Genomic DNA, 19,887 nt, shown 5'->3' on the forward strand with positions numbered 1-19,887 from the left:
TGAGGGGTCATGGCCCGCACCAGCACGGTCATGAAGCTGTGGACCGCCATCGTCACCGCCTTCCTCGCGCTGTTCACGGCGCTCGGACTCGGCACCGCCGCCACCGCCGCGGCCGCACCGCAGATTGAAGCTCCGCTCAAGAGCGCCGCACCCGCGCCGGCGCCGGCGACGGCCCAGTTCTCCTGGTCCAGATCCTGGGCCCGGGCAGGCACGCTGCCCCCCACGATGAAGCAACGGATCAGCGCCGAGGCCCACGGCAAATCCCCGAGCTGCCGCCACCGCCCCCTGGACGACACAGCAGCGGACAGCCCGACCGAAGCGGAAGCCGAAGCGCCGCTCACCTGCTGACCAGACGCTTCTCCACCGCGGGAAGTACGCGTGATCAAGAAATTCGCGCGATGACGTAATGCAGCGGCAGGACCACGAAAGACGCAGAACCGTCGTGACGCAGCACCCGGAACACCGGGACAGCGGAACGGCGAGGCCGCGGGACGACGTGCCTCCGCTACACAACAACACCGCAAGAACGCAAGAACGCGCCACAGCGACACAGCAGCGCAGCTACACAGCTACACAGCAGCGCAAGCAGCACCGTGATGCCGCGACGACGTAGCGACGTAAAGACGTAGCGCGCTGACGAGCAGCACCTTTCAAAGGCGAATTGCGTACAGCTTCATATCGCCAGAAGCCCCCCGGCCTGACCCCGCCGGGGCCTTCGCATGTCCGTTTTCTCCCAGTCGGCTCCCCGAATCGTCAAGACCTCTTTAGGAGTCGTACGCTGAAGACGGACCGCCGACGTGCGCGCGCAGCGCGGGCAGGCAGGTAAGCAGGTCACCGGGCGGGCAGGCAAGCAGGCAGTACCAGTGACGACGGACGACGGGGCGGTGAGCACCGGTGCCCAAGGCGTACGAAATGATCGCGGACGACATCCGCAGGTCGATCCGCGAGGGCCTGCGCGAACCAGGCGAGCGCCTGCCGTCCGAGTCGGAGCTGGCGGCGCACTACGGACGCAGCGTGCCGACGGTCCAGAACGCACTGCGGATGCTCAACGAAGAAGGTCTGATCGACAAGCGGCACGGCAGCGGCACCTTCGTCCGGCGTCCCCGTACCCGGGCGGTCCGCGACAACCGCCGGCACCAGTGGGAGAAGCAGCGGGCGCGCGAGCCGGAGGCGGAGCGGGCGCAGACCGGGGCGACCGAGCACGACACCGGGCTTGAGCTGCGGGATCTCGTCTTCTACGCGAAGTACCAGGAGATCAAGGCGCCCCCGGACCTCGCGGACGCGTTCGGCGTCCCCGAGGGCACCGTCCTGCTCGAACGCAGCTATCGGACGCGCCACGCGGCCGAGACCGCCCCGTTCAGCCTCGTCTCCTCCTATCTCGTCCGCGACGTGATCGCCGCGAACCCCGGCCTCCTGGACGACGGCAACGAGCCGTGGCCGGGCGGCACCCAGAACCAGCTGTACACCGTGGGCATCGAAGTGGATCGCGTCGAGGAGCGTTTCACCGCCCGCCCGCCGACGCCGGAGGAGGCCGAGGAACTGGAGCTGCCGCCCGGTACGTCGGTGATCCTCCTGCGGAAGACGTCGTACGACATCCACGACCACGTCGTGGACGTCACTCACGTCACGCTCCCCGGCGACCGCACGGAACTGTCGTTCACCACGTCCCTGGAAAGGTGGTGAGTGCCGCCGTGCGCCGGCGCATCGTCATCGTCACCGCTGTTCACGCGCCTTCGGCCCCGTTCCTGGCGGAGGCGTACGAGTCGTTGTGCGCGCAGGAGTTGCCCGCGGGCTGGGACTGGCACTGGCTGATCCAGGAGGACGGGAGGACGGACGACGTCCGTCCGTACGTACCCGACGACGAGCGGGTGACGTTCCGGCAGGGGCGGCCCGGCGGCCCGGGTGTGGCCCGCACGATGGCCCTCGCGCACGCCGACGGCGCGTACGTCAAGGTGCTGGACGCCGACGACCAGCTCACCGCGGGTGCCCTCGCCCGTGACCTGGCCGTCCTCGAAGGGGTTCCCGAGATCGGCTGGGCGACCTCGCGGGTCCTGGACCTCATGCCGGACGGTGCCACCGTCGGTTTCCCCCAGGACCCCGACGACGGGCCGGTCGAGCGTGGCGCCGTGCTGGACCACTGGGAGCAGAACGGCTTCCGCGCGCAGGTCCACCCCGCGACCCTCTGCGTACGGCATGACCTGCTGGTCGCCCTCGGCGGCTGGATGGCGCTGCCCGCGTCCGAGGACACCGGGCTCCTCCTGGCCCTGAACGCCGTCAGCCGTGGCTGGTTCTCCCAGGACGTGGGGCTCCTCTACCGGAAGTGGGAGGGGCAGGTCACGGGCCAGGCCCCGCACGTCGACCCGGCCGAGCGTGACGCGCGGATGGCCGTCGTCGGGGCCAGGGCACGGGCGCTGGCGCAGTTGGGGTGGCGCGGCCCGGCCGCGGACTGACCTGCGGACAAGGGGGCTTCAGCAGGGCTTCGCGGGAGTTCACCAGCTTCACGCCCCGGTCAGGGGAGCGTCTCCGCGTCCACCCGGGAGAAGATCAGGTCGCTTTCGGACCCGACGGGCCCGCGCCAGCGGACGGGGACGCCCGACCTGCCGCTCAGCGCCGCCGGGTAGCTCCCGGGCGCATAGTCGTTGGCCAGCCGATAGACGTGGAAGCCCGCGTCGGCCATCGTCCTCAGCAGTTCGCCGACCGAGTCCCCGAGCCGGGCCATGCGTTCGGGGGTCACCTCGACGCTGATCTCCGCGTCGGGCCGCAACCGTTCCAGCATGGGCGCGAGGCCCCGGACGACCGCGCCTTCCGCGCCCTCGACATCGACCTTGATCACCCGGGCGCTCGCGATCTCCGCCGGGTCGAGCAGGTCCGGCAGCGGATGTGCCTCGATCTCGAAGGTGGACTCCGCGGGACCGTCGTACGGAACGATGCTGTTCGCGCCCATGTTGCGGGAGCTGGCGAGGACGAAGGCCAGGGTCTTGTGGCCGTCCGAGACCGCGGCGTTGACGGTGCGGACGTTCCGGGCGTGGTTGAGCGCGCGCTGCTGCGCCAGACGCCGGTGGAACACGGGTGACGCCTCGATCGCCACGACCTTGCCCCGGTCGCCGACAAGTTGTGACGCCAGCACGCTGAGGACCCCCACGTTCGCCCCGACGTCTATGAAGGTGTCCCCCGGCTTCAGCCGGCGCCGGAGCCAGTTCGTCAGGTGCGGTTCCCAGACCCCGAACAGGTAGACGTACCGCTGGATGAGGTCCTGCGTGTCCACCGCGAACCGCGCGCCTGAGCGGGTCTCGACGACGCGTCGGCGCGGGTGGTCCCGCAGATACGGATTCAGCCAGCGGGCCACCAAGGGCGCCTTGCCGAACGAGCCCGGCGCGGCCCGCACGTACCGACGGCCCAGCGTCACCAAGGTCTCCGCCACGGGCCTGCCCAAAGCCTCCGCCACGGGCCTATCCAAAGCACCCCTCCACAGACCCGTCCAAAGCCTCCACCACAGAACCACCCGAAGTCCCCTCCACAGCACTGCCCGAGGTCCCCGCCACAGGATGGCGCATCGCCGCTACTCGGTGACGCTGATCGCCTGGGAGGGGCACCGCTCGGCCGCCTCCCGCACGAGCGCCTCGTCGCCGCCCTCGCGACCGGGCCGTACGCCGCCGTATCCGTCCTCGAACGCGAAGACCGCCGGCACCCGGTGGGCGCACTCGCCGGAGCCGTAACAGAGGTTGCGGTCGATGGAGACCGTCATGCGCACTCCAGTCGCGAGCGGGCACCGCCCCCGATCGGATGCGACGGGCGATGCGGACCAAGGGACCTGACCTACAACGACGTCACTGCCCCCGCAACGGCCCGGCAAATCGAACTTGGACGCCCCGACCCCGGATCCGGCCCCGGAAGCCCCGGAATCCGGATCCCTCTCCGGACCACGGATCCTTCTCAGCATCCGGATCCCTCTCCGGGCCCGGGACCCTCTCCGGACCCGAATCCCTTTTCCGGAACCGGAACGAGCGCGGACGCGATGGCGCGGCCGGCCCTCGCCGCCGGCGATCACCCGCTGCTAGCCCTCGCCGCCGGCGGTCGCGAGCCAGTGGGCGACCCTGCGCAGAGTGGTCTCGTCGAGTCGGTCGACGAGCGTCTGGACAGCGGTGAGATCGTCCGGCGCGAGATCGTAGAGGCCCGCCTTGCCCAGTCCCGCCATGAGTACCTGATGCCGCCGGTCGTCCATCCGCTCCGCGAGCTTGCTCTGCGGCTCCGTTCGCTCGCTCGCCTCGTCGGCGGTGTCGGCGCCGGCGTCGGCGGGGCGCGCGTGGGCGGCTGGATCCGGGGGACCGGCGGGCTCGGCGGACGATGGCCCCGCCGGGACGGCGGACGACACGTCGCCGGGCGACGCCGCGGAGCGTTCGACCCGGTGCCACGCGCCGTCCCGCGGCCCCCACAGGGCGACGACCGGTTCACCGCCACGCGCGCGTACGGTCTGCGTCATCTCGCCCACCGCGTGCAGCACCGGGGCGCGATGCGGCGACTCGGCGCCGATCCGCCATGCTGCCGAGGCCGGCTCGTAGAACATCGCAACCCAGCGTGGGGTACCCGGAGGCTCCGGGCTCTGGAGACGTGATTCCACCGCGCTCACCCTTTCGGAAGCAGCCCTGACGGCGACCATAACTGACGCATCGTCAGATTCACAGGGGTGGTGTACGGGCGTGGAGGCATACGGACGTGAAGGCGTGGAGGCGTAGAGCCGCCGTACGGACGTAGAGGCGTAGAGGCGCACGGGCATGGAGGCGCACGGGCGCAGAAACGTGACGGCGTACGGCTGGCGGCGCCTGCGGGCCCCGGCCGTCCGTGGTCGCCGGAACCCCGCCGTCCGGCGCTGGTCCCTCCCCACGCGGGGACCAGCGCCGGACGCTGCGGGCGGCATCGATGCGAGCCGAGCCGACTGGAACGGCGCGCATCGAAGGGTCGGGGGCCCGGTGGTCAACGCGACAGCCGCTGGAAGCGGCCGGCGTCACGCGCCTGACGGGCCTGCGGTCGGGACGTCGGACGCGTCGCGTCTGGGCATACGGTCGGACTTACGCGTCGCGTCAGGTCTGCGGGGCCGTACCTTCGCCGCCGTTCGGCGACTTGGGCCGAAGGTGGCCTAGAACGTACGGCGCCATGAGCTGTTCGCCGAAGCTCTGGGTTGCTGACCTGTCCGGACAACGAGTAACCGGTGGGCTACTGCATCGCGATCCTGCCATCTGCGGCGCTCCACAACGAGGGTCCGGTTTCCGGCCCCGGACATAGCCGCAGGTCAGCCGTATAAGGTGAGTTTTCCGGTCCGGACGTCCAGAGGCGGGGGAGAACGGGTGGAGACCTTGGGTTCCGGCTCAGGGGCGCGCACAGGCTTCGCGGAACGTCTCGCGCTGCTGTACAAGGAAGCGGGCAACCCTCCCCTCAAGCGTGTGGCCGAGGCGGTCGTCCGGCTCCATCGGGTCGACGAGCGCGGGCGGCAAGTACGGGTCTCCGCCCAGCGCATCAGCGACTGGCGGCGGGCCAAGAACGTACCGGCGCAGTTCGGTGCCCTCGCCGCCGTGCTCCAGGTGCTGATCCCCGAAGCGCGGCGCGCGCGGCCGAATCCGGTCTCTCCCGGCCTGTACGACCTGGCCGATTGGCAGCGCCGGTGGGAACGCGCGATGGCCGACCCGGTCGGCGACCGTCCCGTCGGCTCCGCGGACGAGGAGGACGGCGCACCGGGCGAGGCCCAGCCCGTCCCCGGGGTGTGCCCGTACCGCGGTCTCGCCGCCTACCGCAGGCAGGACGCGGGCTGGTTCTTCGGCCGGGAACGGAGCACGGAAGCCCTCGTCGACCAGCTCCGCGGCGCGGAACTGACGGGCGGTCTGGTCATGCTGGTGGGCGCCTCGGGGGCGGGGAAGTCGTCCCTCCTGAACGCCGGCCTGGTGCCCGCGCTCCGCGGCGCCGCCACCGGCGACGGGGACGGCGGGCCGCACGGCGAGGAGCGGCCGGGGCGCGTCGTCCTGCAACTCGTGCCGGGCAGCGATCCCCTCACGGAGCTGACCAGCCGAATCCCCGAACTGGCCCCGGTCGTCTCGGCGGCGGCGAGGTCGGCGGCCGACGAGCCCTGCGACCCTCGGTTCACGCAGGCCGTGGGCGACGCCTTCGCCGCCTGGGCGAGGCGCGAGGCCGCCGCCACCGAAGCGGAACACGGGGCCGGCACGGCAAGGACCGACCGCACCCACGCCTCCACGGGAACCGACCCCGCCACCGGCCCCACAGCGGCGGGCCGCAACACCCACCCCACCGGAACCGGCCTCATCACCGGCCCGACGGAGCCCGCCCGCAAAACCGCCGCCGACCCATCCGGGGCGGCTCCCGAAGCGGCCACCACCAGGACCGATCCCGAAACCGCCGCCACCAGGCCGGAGTCCGAAGCCGCCGCCACCGGTGTCGGGCCCGGACCCGGGCCCGGGCCCGACACCGCTCCGCCGGACCACAAAGCCTTCTCGCCCCCGCCCCCACCCGAACCCGCCTCCGCGCGCCCGGTCGTCGTCGTGGACCAGTTCGAGGAGGCGTTCACCCTCTGCGCCGACGAGGCGGACCGGCGCACCTTCATCCGGATCCTGCACGCCGCCTGCTCCGCCGTCGCCGAGGACCGCGCACCCGCCACCCCGGACACCACACCCGCTCCCGAGCCGAACCCCGCGTCCCCCACCCGGATCAGGACCACCCCGGCCCCGACCGCCCAGGCCCCCGTACTGGTCGTCCTCGGCATACGCGCCGACTTCTACGAACAGTGCCTCGGCTACCCCGAACTGGCCGACGCGTTGCAGCACCGGCACATGGTGCTCGGCCCGCTGACCGCCGCCGAGCTGCGCGAGGCCGTGACCGGACCGGCCAAGGCGGTGGGCCTGGAACTCGAACCGGGCCTGGCCGAGCTGATCCTGCGCGAGGTCAGCGCGGACGGCCCCCGGGGCGCACACGACGCGGGTGTCCTCCCCCTCCTCTCCCACGCGCTGCTCGCCACCTGGCAGCGCCGCAAGGCGGGCAGGCTCACGCTGGCCGGCTACCGCGCGTCCGGCGGGATCCAGGGCGCGGTCGCGGCGACCGCCGAGCGCGCCTGGTCCGGCCTCGGCCCTCAGGCACGCACGGCGGCCCGGCTGCTCCTGCTCAGGCTCGTCAAGCTCGGCGAGGACACCCAGGCCACCCGCAGACGCAGGACACGGCGGCGGCTCGCGGAGGAGTCGACGGACCCGGACGGTACGGAGGAGTCCCTCGAAGCCCTGGTCCGCGCCCGGCTGGTGACGCTGGACGCGGAGAGCGTCCAGATCACGCATGAGGCGCTGCTGCACGCCTGGCCCCGGCTGCGCGACTGGATGGACGAGGACCGGCAGGGCAATCTGCTGCGCCAGCGGCTGGAGGAGGACGGCCGGACCTGGGAGGGCGCGGAGCGCGACGCGTCGCTGCTCTACCGGGGTTCCCGGCTGGAGCAGGCCCGGACCTGGGCGGCGTCCGCCGGTGACACCGCCCTGACCCGCGGCGCGGCCGAGTTCCTGGCCGCCTCGGTCCGACTGCGCAGGCGGACGGTGCTGCTCAGCCGTGGCGCGGTCTCGGCCCTCGTGGTCCTCGCGGTGCTGGCCGCCGGTTCGGCGGTGATCGCCTGGCAGCAGCGCAACGACGCGGTGTTCGAGCAGGTGGTCGCCGAGGCCGATCGCGTCCAGTACACGGATCCGTCGCTCTCCGCCCAGCTCGATCTCGTGGCCCACCGGCTGCGGCCCGGCGACGAGGGCGCCGCCAACCGGCTGATCTCGATCGTGAACGCCCCGCTGGCCACCCCGCTCCTCGGCCACACCGGCGCCGTCTACCTCACCTCGTTCCGCCCGGACGGCAAGGTCCTGGCCACCGCCGGCTACGACCGGACCGTACGGCTGTGGGACGTGTCGGACCGCACCCGCCCAAGGCCACTGGGCAAGCCCCTGACCGGCCACTCCAGCTGGGTGAGCAGCGCCGTCTTCAGCCCCGACGGACGCACCCTCGCCAGCGCCGCGGACGACGGCACCGTACGCCTGTGGAACGTCGCCGCCCCCAGCCGCCCGCAGTCCCTCGGCAAGCCCCTGGCCGGTCACAGCGGCACCATCTACCTGGTCGCCTTCAGCCCGGACGGGCGCACGCTGGCCGCGGCCACCGACGATCACGTGGTGCGCCTGTGGGACATCCGCGACCCGGCCCGGCCGACCGCGCTCGGCGCGCTGACCGGGCACACCTCCGCCGTCCGATCCGTGGGGTTCAGCCCCGACGGACGGACGCTGGCGGCCGGTGGGGACGACGGCTCGATCAGGCTGTGGGACATGACCGATCCGCGCCGTCCGGCCCCGCTCGGACCACCGCTGGCCAGGCACGGCAGCACGGTGCACTCGGTGGCGTTCAGCCCGGACGGACGCACCCTCGCCAGCGGCAGCGCCGACGACACCGTACGGCTGTGGGACGTCCGCGACCCGGCCAGGGCCGCCCCGATCGGCAACGCGCTCACCGGGCACACCGGCCCCGTGTGGTCCGTGGCCTTCAACCGGGACGGAAACCTGCTCGCCGCGGCCAGCGCGGACAGCACCGCGAGCCTGTGGAACGTCAGCGACCCGGCGTACCCCTCCCAGGTCGGCGAGCCCCTCGCCGGCGGCAGCGGCGAGATGTACACGCTGGCCTTCAGCCCCGACGGCCGCACCCTCGCCACCGGCAGCGGTGACAGCAAGATCCGGTTGTGGACGATTCCGGCCACCGACATGATCGGCCGGATAGGCGCGTTCCGCCCGGACGGTCAGCTGCTGGCCACCGCGGCGCGCGACGGAAAGATCCGGCTGTGGAACATCTCCGACCCCGCCGGGCCCACACCGCTGTCCGACCCCTTCATGCCGGGGGACGGTGACGTACGGACGCTGACGTTCTCCTCCGACGGCCGGGTCCTCGCCGCGCGGACCGGCAACCGCTCGCTCCAGCTGTGGAACGTCTCCGACCCGTACCGGCCCGTGCCCTACGGCGCCCCGATCACCCTGCGGACCCGTTTCGCGGGGCCAGGGGCCCTGGCCTTCGCGCCGGACGGCCGCACCCTGGCCACCGCCTACGACGACCGCACCATCCGCCTGTGGGACGTCCGCGACCCGGCCCGCCCGGTGCCGCTCGGCCGGCCGCTCTCCGGCCACAAGGGCTACATCAACTCCCTCGTGTTCAGCCCGGACGGGCGCACCCTGGCCAGCGGCAGCGCGGACGGCGCCATCCGCCAGTGGGACACGGCCGACCCGCGCCGCGCCGCCGGCATCGGCACTCCGCTCACGGGGCACCTGGGCCCGGTCAACACGCTCGCCTACAGCCCGGACGGAAAGACGCTGGCCAGCGGCAGCGACGACGACACGGTCCGGCTGTGGGACATCACCGACCCGGCCGGGAGCACCGAACTGGGCGCCCCGCTCACCGGCCACACCGAAGCGGTGGTCTCCCTGACGTTCAGCCAGGACGGCCGCGCCCTGGCGAGCGGCGGCAACGACAACACCGTACGGCTGTGGGACGTCCGCGACCCGGCCAGGGCCGCCCCGATCGGCCAGTCGCTGAGCCCCAACGCGAAGACCGGCAACTTCCTGTCGTTCAGCCCCGGCAGCCACCTGCTCGGGGTGTCGAGCGGCGCGGACACCGTACGGCTGTGGAACCTGGACGTCGACCAGGCCATCAGCCGCATCTGCTCGACCACCTCAGGGGTGCTGACACCGCAGAAGTGGGACGAGTACCTCCCTCGTCTGTCGTACGACCCGCCCTGCGGAAACTGACCGCTCCGCGGCAGGGACAGCCGGCAACGCCGGACGACGAGGCGACGCCGGCGCCCGACGACCAGCCACATCCGACGACCGGTGACGCCCCTCCCCTCTGACACACCCACCTCCCCTGGGAGCCGCCGGACCTCAGCAACCCGCCCCACCCCGTGATCCAGATCACAACTCCCGGTCGCCGATCGCCAGTTGGCCCCCACGGCACGACCGGCCTTGTTACCCTTGGCCATAGCTCGACCGCTGGTGCATCCCCCGTCGCCAGCGGTCGAGCGTTTTCATGTCGTCCGCGGTGATGGCCGGTTTGCTGAACACCACCCGCACCCCGCCCTACAGTGCGACGCCGTGACGTCTTCCCTCCCCCGCTCCGGCCACCCGCACGACCGGCGACCCCACCAGTTCCTGCTGCTCGCCTCGGCCCGCGTCGTCTCGGTGCTCGGCAACGGCTTCGCGCGAGTGGCGCTCGGTTTCGCCGTACTGGCCCTGCCCGGGGCGACACCCGCACGGCTGTCGCTGGTCCTGGCCTGCCAGGCGCTGCCGCAACTGGTGTTCATCCTGGTCGGCGGCGTGCTCGCGGACCGGATGTCACGCGCCCGGCTGATGGTCCTCGCCGACCTCGCCGGCGCCGCCGCCTACGCGGGCCTCGCCGCCCTGGCGCTGTCCGGCCACGCGCCCCTGGTCCTCATGTGCGCGCTGGCGGTGGTGGCCGGCACCGCGACCGCCCTGTTCTCCCCCGCGATGGACGGCATGGTGCCGCTGGTCGTGCCCGCCGAACGGCTCCAGCAGGCCAACGGGCTGCTCCGGGTGGGCACCAACATCTCCCTGCTTCTCGGTCTCGCCCTGTCCGGGCTCACCGTCGCCTGGATCGGGGCCGGCTGGGCACTGGCCCTGAACGCCGCGTCCTTCGTCGTCAGCGCCGCCCTCACCGCCCGCCTGCGCGTGCCGGGCCGCCCCGCCAAGACGTCCTCGGGCTGGGACGACCTGCGGGAGGGCTGGCGTGAGTTCTCCTCCCGGCAGTGGCTGTGGGTGGTGGTCGCCCAGTACGCGGTCGTGGTCGCCGCGCTGAACGCCAACGCCGGTGTGCTGGGCCCCCTGATCGCCGAGGACGACCTCGGCGGGGCCCGCGCCTGGTCCGTCATCGTCGCCGCCCAGGCACTGGGCACCATCGCCGGCGCCGGCCTTGCCACCCGGGTCCGGGTGCGGCGGCCGGTCCTCGTGGCGGTGGCGGCCACCTTCCCGGCCGCCGTGCCGATCGCCCTGCTCGCCGCGTCGGCCCCGGTCTGGCTGACAGCCACGGCCATGTTCTGCTCGGGGATCTCCTCCGACGTCTTCGCCGTGCTGTGGTCGACCACGATCCAGCGCGAGATCCCCGAAGCGGCCCTGTCCCGCGTCAGCTCCTACGACTGGTTCGGCTCCCTGGCCTTCGCCCCGCTCGGCCTCCTCGTGGCCGGCCCCACGGCGGCCGTCACCGGCACCAGACCCGCACTGGCCGCCTGCGCCGCCCTCATCACCCTGGCCACCGCCACGGCCCTCCTCTCCCCCCAGGTCCGCAGCCTCACCTACCGCCGCCCCATCCCCGACCCTGAGCCGGCCCCCGCCCCGAACACACCGGGCACCGGCCTCCCCGGACCCTCCGAATAACGACACCGCACACCCGAATAACGACACCGCACACGAGTCGCGCACCAGCCCAGCAGCAAGGCAGCAAGGCAGCAAGGCAGCAAGGCAGCAAGGCAGCAAGGCAGCAAGCCGAAACCCGCAGACGGCCGACGGGTCACAAGGATCCGTCGGCCGTCCGAAGCTGGCCCCGTCCGTGCACTCCAGTCGGTGTCAGACGCCGAGGTCGGACACCGACTGGTTCCGCGGCTGCTTACGCAGTACGCGGTGGCGCGGAGGTCCGGAGGACAAGAATCAGCACGATGACCAGCGTGACCAACTGGGTCGACGAGTCGAGGGCTGCGGTGATGGGCTCGATGCCGATCACGCAGCCGGCGACAAGGGTGATGGCCGGCCACAGGGCAATGCCGACAGCTCGTGGCACAGTGTCAGTAACGCCATTGCCGCCCTTCGGAAGCAAGGCGCTGGGAATCGGATAGGACACCACGTGTTCTCTCCCTGGTTCTCTCCAGGGGCGCACTCGTCTCTCGCCAAAGTGGTCGGGTGCGCCCCTACCGTTGTCGGGCCAAGCCCGCGATGCGGCACGACGCTGACGAATGAGAGACCCAATTCCGCCTACGGGCAGGGCGATTGGGCAGATCACCCGTTTCGCGTGCGCCACCCCTACCCTGACGAAGCATCTGTGATCAGTTCAAATCCTCACGGTGAAAACGCGGTCACCGGGCGCATTCTTTGCGCTGAGGTCACCAGCCGTGATCCCCGCCGACCACGCCGCCTGCGGAGTTACCGGCAGGCTGGACGGAAGCTTCTGCGTCTGGGAAGCCGCCCCACCGGGTGGCCGACGAGCGGCGACGTCCGCCTGCACGCCACCTGACGCGGCCCTGACGATGGGTACCGACCTCTACGAAGTGGTTCGAACGGCGGCGTCCAGCACTTTCGACTGGGCGTCGACGAGATCACTCGGGATGCTCGCCCGCCCCCGGGGACCATCGGAAACGGCCTTGTAGATCGCCAGCGCGGACCCGTGGCGGATGACAGCCACGCTGACGGAGGACTTCAGCCCGTCCTCACCCGGCTCGACAACCCACTTGAGGCGGAAGGCGACCCCTTCATCGCCGTGCGGGGGAGCGTTGGTGACTTCGACGCCGTCGTACGTCACCTTCATGGCACCCGCGCCCGCCTCGAACCCCTTGCAGGACTTCAAGCTGGTACGAAGGTCCCTCATGATCTGAGAGGCATCCGCTGAGCGGTGCGACACCAGGGTGAGAACCGCAGGGTGGCCCTTCGTCCCTGCGATGCGCTGCACACTGCCGACGGGAGTGTAGCCGCTGGCTCCCACCACTGCGGCGCTGACCGGCGCGCACAGGGAGGGGTCGGTGTCGTTGCGGCGTGCGGCATGGATGACGCCATTGCCGGCGCCGCCCGTGCCCGCCCCGATCTCTTCCACTTGGACTCCGGGAAGGTCATGCGCGTCCACAACGGCATCTTCAAGCTGCTGCTGGGACAGCACACCCGCATTCTGGTCCGTGTCCCGGCCGACCGTTGCCTTCGCCGTCGGGGCGCCTGCATCATGGCGGCCGCCGCAAGCCGTCATGCAGATGGCCATCAAAGCCATAGCCGCCAGCTGTCTTCGTCCGATCGCCCTGCTCATGATCCCACCCCTTGTCCGCACGATGACGAGGAACGACACGACAGGTCATCGCGTGCGTTCCCCTCAAGCTTCAAGCTGCGTGCCAGGCGCGTCTTCCTGCTCAACCCACTGCCAACGTGTGCTGCACCTCGGCGGGCCGGTCGCTGAGGTTCGGCTTTGGGCCTCGTTCGCGACTGTTGGTGTCAGTTGCCGGTGTCAGCTCTGGGACGGTTCCTGATGCGGGCCCACTGGGCAGATTCACGCCCGTAGCGGATGGCCGTCAGCGTGAGCGCTGAAACCAGCAAGCATCGCGAGATTGTGTCGTCTTCCGTGATCAGGCAGATCATCTGCGGTATCACCATCACCAGGTGCCAGCGCGGGTGATTCCACCGACTGTTCTTGTCTGCCATGTCGCCCCTCCCTCAAGCGGCACGTTAGCGCGCGGTTGGCGAGACGATTCGAGCGGTTTCCGAGTTGATCAACTCGCCATCTTCCCCAGTTCCCATCCCACGCACACCACGACGGCCCCGCGGTCGGGACCCACGGCCAGGAACGGCGCCCCCTCCAAGCCGTCGGCGTCAATCGTGGATGTGCGGAAATCAAAAGACCCCCGGCCCAAGTGGACCGGAGGTCTTCGTACTGGTGGGGCTAACAGGATTTGAACCTGTGGCCTCATCCTTATCAGGTCGATCACCGGGGACCGTCGACGTCGGCCAACCGGTCCTTCCCCTCGGCAGATCGTCCATTGAAATCCGACGTGGACCGCTGCTGTTCGCGCTTGTTGGTGTCAGTCGCTGGTGTCAACCGCCGTGCGCGGTCTTGACAAGTGCTGCCCAGCCGCTCTACGGCACAGTATGGAAGATCTCGCATGCGGATGGGCTCTGTCTTCCGGGGATCCGCTCCCTAGCCGCGGATCGTACGCGGCAATACGCTTCGCCCATGAACCTGGGGGATATGGGGCGTGGGATCTTCGCTGTGGGACCCGGCGGCTTGTCGCCTCTCAAGCGTCACACAAGCGCGAGCTGGTCGTCCGGAATCTGGGGGCTGGTCGCGGTCCTGGTCATCCTGGCGCTAGTTGCGGTCTTGGTGTTCTCCGTACGGCGTGGCTCCTCGTCGGATGACGAAGATTGATTCTTCGCAGAGTGTTCCCGCCCGTTGGGCTGCACCTTCACCACCACCCTTACCCACCACTCTCCCCAGCTCCCATCCCGTCCGCCGTCGACCCACACACCGTGGAGCGGGCGTGGTTCATGGCGTCCAGGTGGAGCGCGCCACTGTACGAACGACCTGGACGCCATGGGCCGCGTCTGCTCGGCTCTGCCTGGGTGGACGGTGGACGGGATGGGAGCTCCCCGCGCACGCCACTACCTGCCCGCAGTCGGGAACGGCGCCCCCTCCATCCCGGTGCCGGCCGATCCCCCGCCGGAGGCATGTCCTTGACTGTGGCCGCTCCATGCGGTGATCAACTCATGGCCTCCGGCCCTATCCACGTGTGGGCGCGCGTCGGCGCAGCGCGCGCAGAGCGGGCCGAAGGCAGGAGCGCAGCGCGCAGCGGAGCCGGGAGCGCGCCCGGCGGAGCGGAGCGCAGCCGGGGCTTGATGAGGTAGAGAAACCTGTAACAACTCAGCTGCTCAGGCGGTACTCCAGGACATACGAACCGGCGTCCAGAAGCATCTGGTTGACCTCGACCGGGCGCTCGTCCTCGGTGAAGGCGGTTCGGCAGATCTCCAGGACCGGAGTGCCGGCCGCGAGGTTGAGGGCGGTGCGCTCTTCCTCGCTGGGCATCCGTGCACGCAACTCTTCCGAGAACGCGACTGGTTCCGCTCCCAGCTCGGCCAGGCGGGCGTAACTGCCTCCCGGGCCAGTGTTCGGCTGGGCGATCGCCGTGTCCCGGACCAGATCCGCGGGGAGGTACGACGTCGCGATCTGCACCGGGCGGTCCTCGACGACGAACTTCCGGCTCCGCACGATGACGGCCGCCCCGGGTTCGAGGTTCAGCAACCGCCCGATCTGGCGCGGGGCCTCCGCCTCGTAGACCTGGATGTCGGTCACCAGGGGTCGCTGGGCCACGTCGGCAGACCAGATGGACTGACCGGCCTCGCGGCGGGACTTGGAGAGGCGGTCGTTGGCCACTCGGCGGATCGGCCTGAACTCCCGGACGTAGGTCCCGGATCCGGGTCGTGCGACCGCCAGGCCCTCGCTCACGAGGATTTTCAGCGCCTGGTTGGCGGTCATCTTGGCGACGCCGTACGTCTTCACCAGCGACGGTTCACCGGGCAACCGATCGCCCGGCTGTAGTTCACCGGACTCGATCCGCGCCCGGAGATCGTCGGCGATCTGCCGCGCAGTCTCGGGCATTGTCTGTCTCCGCTCGTTGATGCTCCCTAGGGTGGTCAGCCTACCCGCCACCCCCTTCCGGACGCACGAGCGCATACCCGGTCACTTCCCCAACCCGCTACCTTCCGCGGGCCTTATTGACATCCCTAGGGAGGTTTCGTTTCAATCTCCCTAGGGAGGTGAACACTCCCTGAAGAAGGGCGGCGCCCCTACCGCCAAGCAGATGCGCCGCCCCACCCCTCTTCCAAGGGAGCCTCCATCATGCCTGTCTCGCTGATCCACTCCGGTCGGCCCACCGGGGTCTTAGCGCCGAGGATCGTTCGACGCACGGCCCGTAGCTGCGCGGTGTGCGGCAAGACGCGCTGCCAGGATGCGAATGCCTGCCGTACGGCTTTCGGCACCACCGAGTGGCTGGAGTGCCCGGCCTGTGCTGGCAGCGGCTATGACACCACCGGGTTCCAGCTCTACTGCCCCGACTGCGGCGGCGCGAAGGTCCTGGAGGTCGAGATCGTCGACGCTCCGGGGGTGGTCGAGTGACGGTGTTCCCCGTCGCCCCTGAGGCCGTGGCTGGTGCCGCGGCCACCATGGGTACCGACCCCGTGGCCCTGGCTGATCTGCTGCGGGTCGCCTCAGCTCCCGGCTTCGAGCGTTGGCGTGATCAGGTACGCCGTACGGGTGGCTGTGCGGACCCGATCCACCTGTCCGGTACGACGGTCACCCGTGACACCCGGACCGGGGATGTCCTCTACTCCTACTCCACGGCTGAGGAGCCGGGCGGACGTCTGCGGGTCGCCTGCGGCAACCGGAGGGCCTCCCGCTGCCCCTCCTGTGCCTGGACGTACGCGGGAGACGCCTACCACCTGATACGCGCCGGGCTCACCGGTGACCCGCGCATGGGCATCCCGGACGGCGTACGCATCCACCCCGGCGTGTTCGCCACCCTGACCGCACCTTCCTTCGGCCAGGTCCACAACCGCCCTGAGACTGGCTGTTGCCGCTGCGGTGTCGCCCACTCCGAGGACGCCACCGAACTCGGCACGGCGCTCGACCCTGATACGTACGACTACGCCGGGGCCGTGCTCTGGAACAACCATGCCGGGGACCTCTGGCGCCGGTTCACGATCTACCTCCGCCGGGAGATCGCCGCCCGCGCCGGGATCACCCAAGCCACCCTGCGACAGGTCTGCCGTATCTCCTTCGGCAAGGTCGCCGAGTTCCAGAAGCGTGGGGCCATTCACTTCCATGCCATCGTCCGCCTGGACGGCCCGGCCGGTCCCGACGACACCCCTCCCGAGTGGGCCAGCACAGCTCTCCTCGGCGCCGCGATTCGTGACGCCGCCGCCCGGGTCTCCGTGCCGGTTGCGCCAACCGGTGACCTCCCGGCGCGCGTCCTGCGCTGGGGCGCCCAGGTCGACGTACGCGCCATCGGCACCGACGGCCAGGAACTGACCGAGCAGGCCGTGGCCGCGTACGTCGCGAAGTACGCCACCAAGGCCGCCGAGTCCACCGGCACCGTGGACCGCCGCGTCGGGGAGCTCTCGGAACTCGACAAACGGCCCGACCTTCCCGACCACACCCGACGCCTGATTCGAGCCTGTCATGCCCTTGACCGGCACTACCCGGACCGCAAGCTCTGGGCCTGGGCTCACATGCTCGGCTTCCGCGGCCACTTCCTCACCAAGTCCCGCCGCTACTCCTCGACCTTCGCCGAACGTCGCCAGGTCCGCGCCGACTTCCGCGCCCGCCAGGAGCGTCGGGAGCGAGGGATCTCCGAAGACCTGGACGACTCGGAGGGCTCCACGCTCGTGCTCGCCCACTGGTCCTACGCCGGGCACGGCCATACCCCCGGCGAATCCTGGCTCGCCGCCTCCATCGCCCGAGACATCCGCCAGAACCGCGAAACCGCCCGCGAAGAACTCCCCACCCTGCTCGACCTGGAAGGAACCTCCGAATGACCGCCGCGTCCGAACTGCTCACCGTGACCGAGGCCATGGCCCGGCTGAAGATCGGCCGCACCAAGGTCTATGACCTGATCCGCACACGGCACCTCCCCTCCCTCAAAGTCGGGGGGTGCCGTCGCATCCCGGACTACGCCGTACGTGACTTCATACAGAGCCAGATGGAGCTGGAGGAGGCCGCCTGATGGCCAAGAGACGCCCCAACGGCGGGGGAACCATCACCAAGCGCAAGGACGGCCGCTACATGGGCCGCGCGTACGTCACCAACACCGACGGCAACCACGTCCGCAAGACCGTCTACGGCTCCACGTGGGACGAGGCGAACGAGAAGCTCGGCAAGCTCCAGGACCAGGAGCGCAACGGCATCCCGGTGCCCTCGCGTACCTGGACACTCGGCGAGTGGCTGCCGTACTGGCTGGAGCACATCGTCAAGCCGGAACGGGAGCACAACACCTACGCCAAGTACGAGTCCAAGATCCGGCTCTACCTGCTGCCCCACCTCGGCAAGAAGCCGCTCACCAAGCTGACGCCCGCCCAGCTCCGCACTCTCATGGCCACATTGAGGCGGCAAGAGGTAGGCGCGGCGACCCGCTTCGAGGTGCTGCGCGTCCTCCGCAACGCCCTCAACCGGGCTATGCGCGAAGAACTGCTCACGCGCAACGTCGCCCTCTTGGTCGACATGCCCAAGGTCGCCAAGGACAAGGGCACGGCCTGGAGCGCGCGGGAAGCGATCACGTTCCTGCGCTCCGTCCGCGCACACCGCCTCTACGCGGCCTGCGTCCTGGTGCTCGTCCTCGGCCTGCGCCGAAGTGAGGTCCTCGGCCTGCGCTGGCAGGACATCGACTTCGAGGCCGGCCGCTTCACCCCGGTCAAGCAGGTACAGCGGGAGAAGGGCGTCGGACTGGTCCTCAAGGACCTCAAGACCGAGTCCTCACAGGCGGTGCTCCCGCTGCCTGAGTTCTGCACTCGCGCCTTGGAGGAGCGCCGGGAGCTCCAGGAGTTGGAGAAAAAGATCGCCGATCAGCACTGGGCCCAGCAGGACGGCCATGACCTGATTTTCTCCTCGGAGCACGGCGGCATGATCGACCCCACCGGTTTCTCCCGGGCCTTCGACCGCCTCGTGAAGCGGGCCGGCGTCCGCCGCATCACGGTCCGGCTCGCCCGGCACACCTGCGGCACCCTGCTGGCCTTCCTGAAGGTGCACCCCAAGGTCGCTCAGGCGATCCTCCGGCACAGTCAGATCAGCATGACCATGGACGTCTACACGCACGTGGTGGGGGACAGCGAGCGGGAGGCTGTGACGATGCTCGCAGAGCTGCTCGAAGACCCGCTCATCGGCTGACCGCAGCCATTCGCCCTCGTTGGTGTCAACCATGGGTGTCAAAAGGCCCCCGGACAGCTGGTCCGGGGGCCTTCTCGCTGGTGGGGCTAACAGGATTTGAACCTGTGGCCTCATCCTTATCAGGGATGCGCTCTAACCAACTGAGCTATAGCCCCGCCGCGCTCTGCGGTGCGTGTCCCGCGCGCTGACTCCTGAAGATTAGCGCACGACCGCGGCAGTCCCAAAATCGGTTGTCGCAGGCTGCGCGGCAGAGGTTTGGCATCGCCGTGACGTGGTACGTCACGCCTCCCCGGGCAGCCCATCAACCGCCCAGACGCAGCCCGTCACGCATTCCAGGGGCAGCCCGGTCACTCGTGCCCGCCCTCGTCACTCGCCCTCGTCACTCGTCCTCGGCGAGCGTCAGCTCGACGCCGCCGACGAAGCCCGCGGACAGGTTGTAGATGAACGCGCCCAGCGTGGCCAGTGCCGTCGCCAGGATGACGTCGATGACCGCGATGATCGTCGTGAACGTCAGGACCTTCGGCAGCGACAGGAAGGACTGCAGGTCAAAGCCGTTCCCCTCGTTCGAGCCGGTCGCCTCGGAGATGGTGCCGCCGACCGTCGAGAAGACGCCCATCGCGTCCAGGACCATCCACAGCACCGCCGAGGCGACGATCGTGCAGATGCCGAGCGCGATCGAGAGCAGGAAGCTGACCTTCATCACCGACCACGGATCCGCCTTGGCCACGCGCAGACGCGCCTTGCGGGTGCGCGGCGTGGTCCGTGCGCCGGTGCGCGGGCGGCGCGTGGACCCGGTGGTCGAGGCCTGCGCCGAGTACGCCTGCGGCGGGTGGTACGGCCCGGTGGGCTGCTGCTGCCGCTCACCGGGCAGCGGTGAGGCACCGTGCGCCTCACCTGCCGGGGGCTGGGCCGGCGGCTGGGCACCGGGGGTGGCCGGGCCCACCCCAGCGCCGTAATGCTGGGTGTGCGGGCCTCGGGTGTCCGTCACAGTTCCCCCCTGGGATCCATGAGTGTCGGGCGAGTGCGGGTCGGTCGCGGGCGACGTGACCGGCTTCAGATTGGTCGTGTGCGGATCCGCCGCGTTCATCGGGTTCGCGGGGTTCGCGGCGGAGCCACGGCCGCCGTCGTCCGTTCCCGTACCGGAATCGGTCCCGGTCGAGGTACCGACCGAACCGGCGCCCGTGGCTCCGCTCACGATGACAC

17 protein-coding genes and 1 tRNA gene are annotated in these 19,887 nt (G+C 70.5%); 9 read left to right on the top strand and 9 right to left on the bottom strand.

The window, feature by feature from the left end; translation table 11 throughout:
• Positions 1 to 9 precede the first annotated feature (9 nt).
• The 3 genes from ACFYPJ_RS06570 to ACFYPJ_RS06580 all read left to right on the top strand — a co-directional run bounded on the left by ACFYPJ_RS06570 (position 10) and on the right by ACFYPJ_RS06580 (position 2,450).
• Positions 10 to 348: a DUF6344 domain-containing protein gene (locus ACFYPJ_RS06570; protein WP_389011419.1), complete on the top strand. Its 339-nt coding sequence runs from the start codon at positions 10 to 12 to the stop codon at positions 346 to 348.
• A gap of 546 nt (positions 349 to 894) precedes the next feature.
• Positions 895 to 1,683, top strand: coding sequence for a GntR family transcriptional regulator (locus ACFYPJ_RS06575; RefSeq protein ID WP_389011422.1), 789 nt, complete (start codon positions 895 to 897; stop codon positions 1,681 to 1,683).
• On the top strand, positions 1,680 to 2,450 hold the full coding sequence (locus ACFYPJ_RS06580) for a glycosyltransferase family 2 protein (protein ID WP_389011425.1): 771 nt from the start codon (positions 1,680 to 1,682) through the stop codon (positions 2,448 to 2,450). The genes ACFYPJ_RS06575 and ACFYPJ_RS06580 overlap by 4 nt, the downstream gene beginning before the upstream one ends.
• Positions 2,451 to 2,509: 59 nt before the next feature.
• On the opposite strand, the gene ACFYPJ_RS06585 is transcribed toward ACFYPJ_RS06580, so the two are convergent.
• The 3 genes from ACFYPJ_RS06585 to ACFYPJ_RS06595 all read right to left on the bottom strand — a co-directional run bounded on the left by ACFYPJ_RS06585 (position 2,510) and on the right by ACFYPJ_RS06595 (position 4,564).
• Positions 2,510 to 3,445 (bottom strand): FkbM family methyltransferase, encoded by a 936-nt coding sequence (locus tag ACFYPJ_RS06585; protein WP_389011428.1) that lies wholly within the window; start codon positions 3,443 to 3,445, stop codon positions 2,510 to 2,512.
• Between the two features lie 114 nt (positions 3,446 to 3,559).
• Positions 3,560 to 3,745: a ferredoxin gene (locus ACFYPJ_RS06590; RefSeq protein WP_389011431.1), complete on the bottom strand. Its 186-nt coding sequence runs from the start codon at positions 3,743 to 3,745 to the stop codon at positions 3,560 to 3,562.
• 309 nt (positions 3,746 to 4,054) lie between these two features.
• On the bottom strand, positions 4,055 to 4,564 hold the full coding sequence (locus ACFYPJ_RS06595) for a hypothetical protein (protein ID WP_389011434.1): 510 nt from the start codon (positions 4,562 to 4,564) through the stop codon (positions 4,055 to 4,057).
• A 778-nt stretch (positions 4,565 to 5,342) separates the two neighbouring features.
• Here ACFYPJ_RS06595 and ACFYPJ_RS06600 point away from each other — a divergent pair.
• Positions 5,343 to 9,803: a hypothetical protein gene (locus tag ACFYPJ_RS06600; protein WP_389011437.1), complete on the top strand. Its 4,461-nt coding sequence runs from the start codon at positions 5,343 to 5,345 to the stop codon at positions 9,801 to 9,803.
• A 342-nt stretch (positions 9,804 to 10,145) separates the two neighbouring features.
• On the top strand, positions 10,146 to 11,441 hold the full coding sequence (locus ACFYPJ_RS06605; protein ID WP_389011440.1) for an MFS transporter: 1,296 nt from the start codon (positions 10,146 to 10,148) through the stop codon (positions 11,439 to 11,441).
• A gap of 229 nt (positions 11,442 to 11,670) precedes the next feature.
• On the opposite strand, the gene ACFYPJ_RS06610 is transcribed toward ACFYPJ_RS06605, so the two are convergent.
• The 4 genes from ACFYPJ_RS06610 to ACFYPJ_RS06625 all read right to left on the bottom strand — a co-directional run bounded on the left by ACFYPJ_RS06610 (position 11,671) and on the right by ACFYPJ_RS06625 (position 15,405).
• The gene (locus ACFYPJ_RS06610; RefSeq protein WP_389011443.1) at positions 11,671 to 11,904 is read right to left on the bottom strand and encodes a hypothetical protein; all 234 of its coding nucleotides are present in this window, start codon (positions 11,902 to 11,904) and stop codon (positions 11,671 to 11,673) included.
• 414 nt (positions 11,905 to 12,318) lie between these two features.
• A complete protein-coding gene (locus ACFYPJ_RS06615; RefSeq protein WP_389011446.1) occupies positions 12,319 to 13,068 on the bottom strand; it encodes a hypothetical protein in 750 nt (249 codons plus the stop codon).
• A 182-nt stretch (positions 13,069 to 13,250) separates the two neighbouring features.
• Entirely contained in the window at positions 13,251 to 13,457 is a 207-nt protein-coding gene (locus ACFYPJ_RS06620; RefSeq protein WP_389011449.1) for a hypothetical protein, read from the bottom strand.
• 1,213 nt (positions 13,458 to 14,670) lie between these two features.
• A complete protein-coding gene (locus ACFYPJ_RS06625) occupies positions 14,671 to 15,405 on the bottom strand; it encodes a GntR family transcriptional regulator (RefSeq protein ID WP_389011451.1) in 735 nt (244 codons plus the stop codon).
• Positions 15,406 to 15,645: 240 nt separating this feature from the next.
• Between ACFYPJ_RS06625 and ACFYPJ_RS06630 the strand changes: the two genes are divergently transcribed.
• From ACFYPJ_RS06630 to ACFYPJ_RS06645, 4 genes are read left to right on the top strand one after another with little or no spacing between them, the layout of a single operon-like run.
• A complete protein-coding gene (locus ACFYPJ_RS06630; protein WP_389011454.1) occupies positions 15,646 to 15,921 on the top strand; it encodes a hypothetical protein in 276 nt (91 codons plus the stop codon).
• Positions 15,922 to 15,968: 47 nt separating this feature from the next.
• Positions 15,969 to 17,339: a replication initiator protein RepSA gene (gene repSA / locus ACFYPJ_RS06635; protein WP_389011457.1), complete on the top strand. Its 1,371-nt coding sequence runs from the start codon at positions 15,969 to 15,971 to the stop codon at positions 17,337 to 17,339.
• Complete coding sequence (locus tag ACFYPJ_RS06640) at positions 17,336 to 17,527, top strand: helix-turn-helix domain-containing protein (RefSeq protein ID WP_389011460.1); 192 nt, start codon at positions 17,336 to 17,338, stop codon at positions 17,525 to 17,527. The genes repSA and ACFYPJ_RS06640 overlap by 4 nt, the downstream gene beginning before the upstream one ends.
• The gene (locus tag ACFYPJ_RS06645; RefSeq protein ID WP_389011463.1) at positions 17,527 to 18,684 is read left to right on the top strand and encodes a tyrosine-type recombinase/integrase; all 1,158 of its coding nucleotides are present in this window, start codon (positions 17,527 to 17,529) and stop codon (positions 18,682 to 18,684) included. Before ACFYPJ_RS06640 ends, ACFYPJ_RS06645 begins: the two co-directional genes overlap by 1 nt.
• 78 nt (positions 18,685 to 18,762) lie before the next feature.
• Here ACFYPJ_RS06645 and ACFYPJ_RS06650 read toward each other — a convergent pair.
• Both ACFYPJ_RS06650 and ACFYPJ_RS06655 read right to left on the bottom strand, forming a co-directional pair.
• Positions 18,763 to 18,839: transfer RNA gene (locus ACFYPJ_RS06650), tRNA-Ile, on the bottom strand.
• Between the two features lie 224 nt (positions 18,840 to 19,063).
• Positions 19,064 to 19,879, bottom strand: coding sequence for a DUF3566 domain-containing protein (locus ACFYPJ_RS06655; RefSeq protein ID WP_389011465.1), 816 nt, complete (start codon positions 19,877 to 19,879; stop codon positions 19,064 to 19,066).
• Between the last annotated feature and the right edge of the window lie 8 nt (positions 19,880 to 19,887).

This window comes from Streptomyces sp. NPDC006012 (genome assembly GCF_042871185.1).
Classification (GTDB): Bacteria; Actinomycetota; Actinomycetes; order Streptomycetales; family Streptomycetaceae; genus Streptomyces.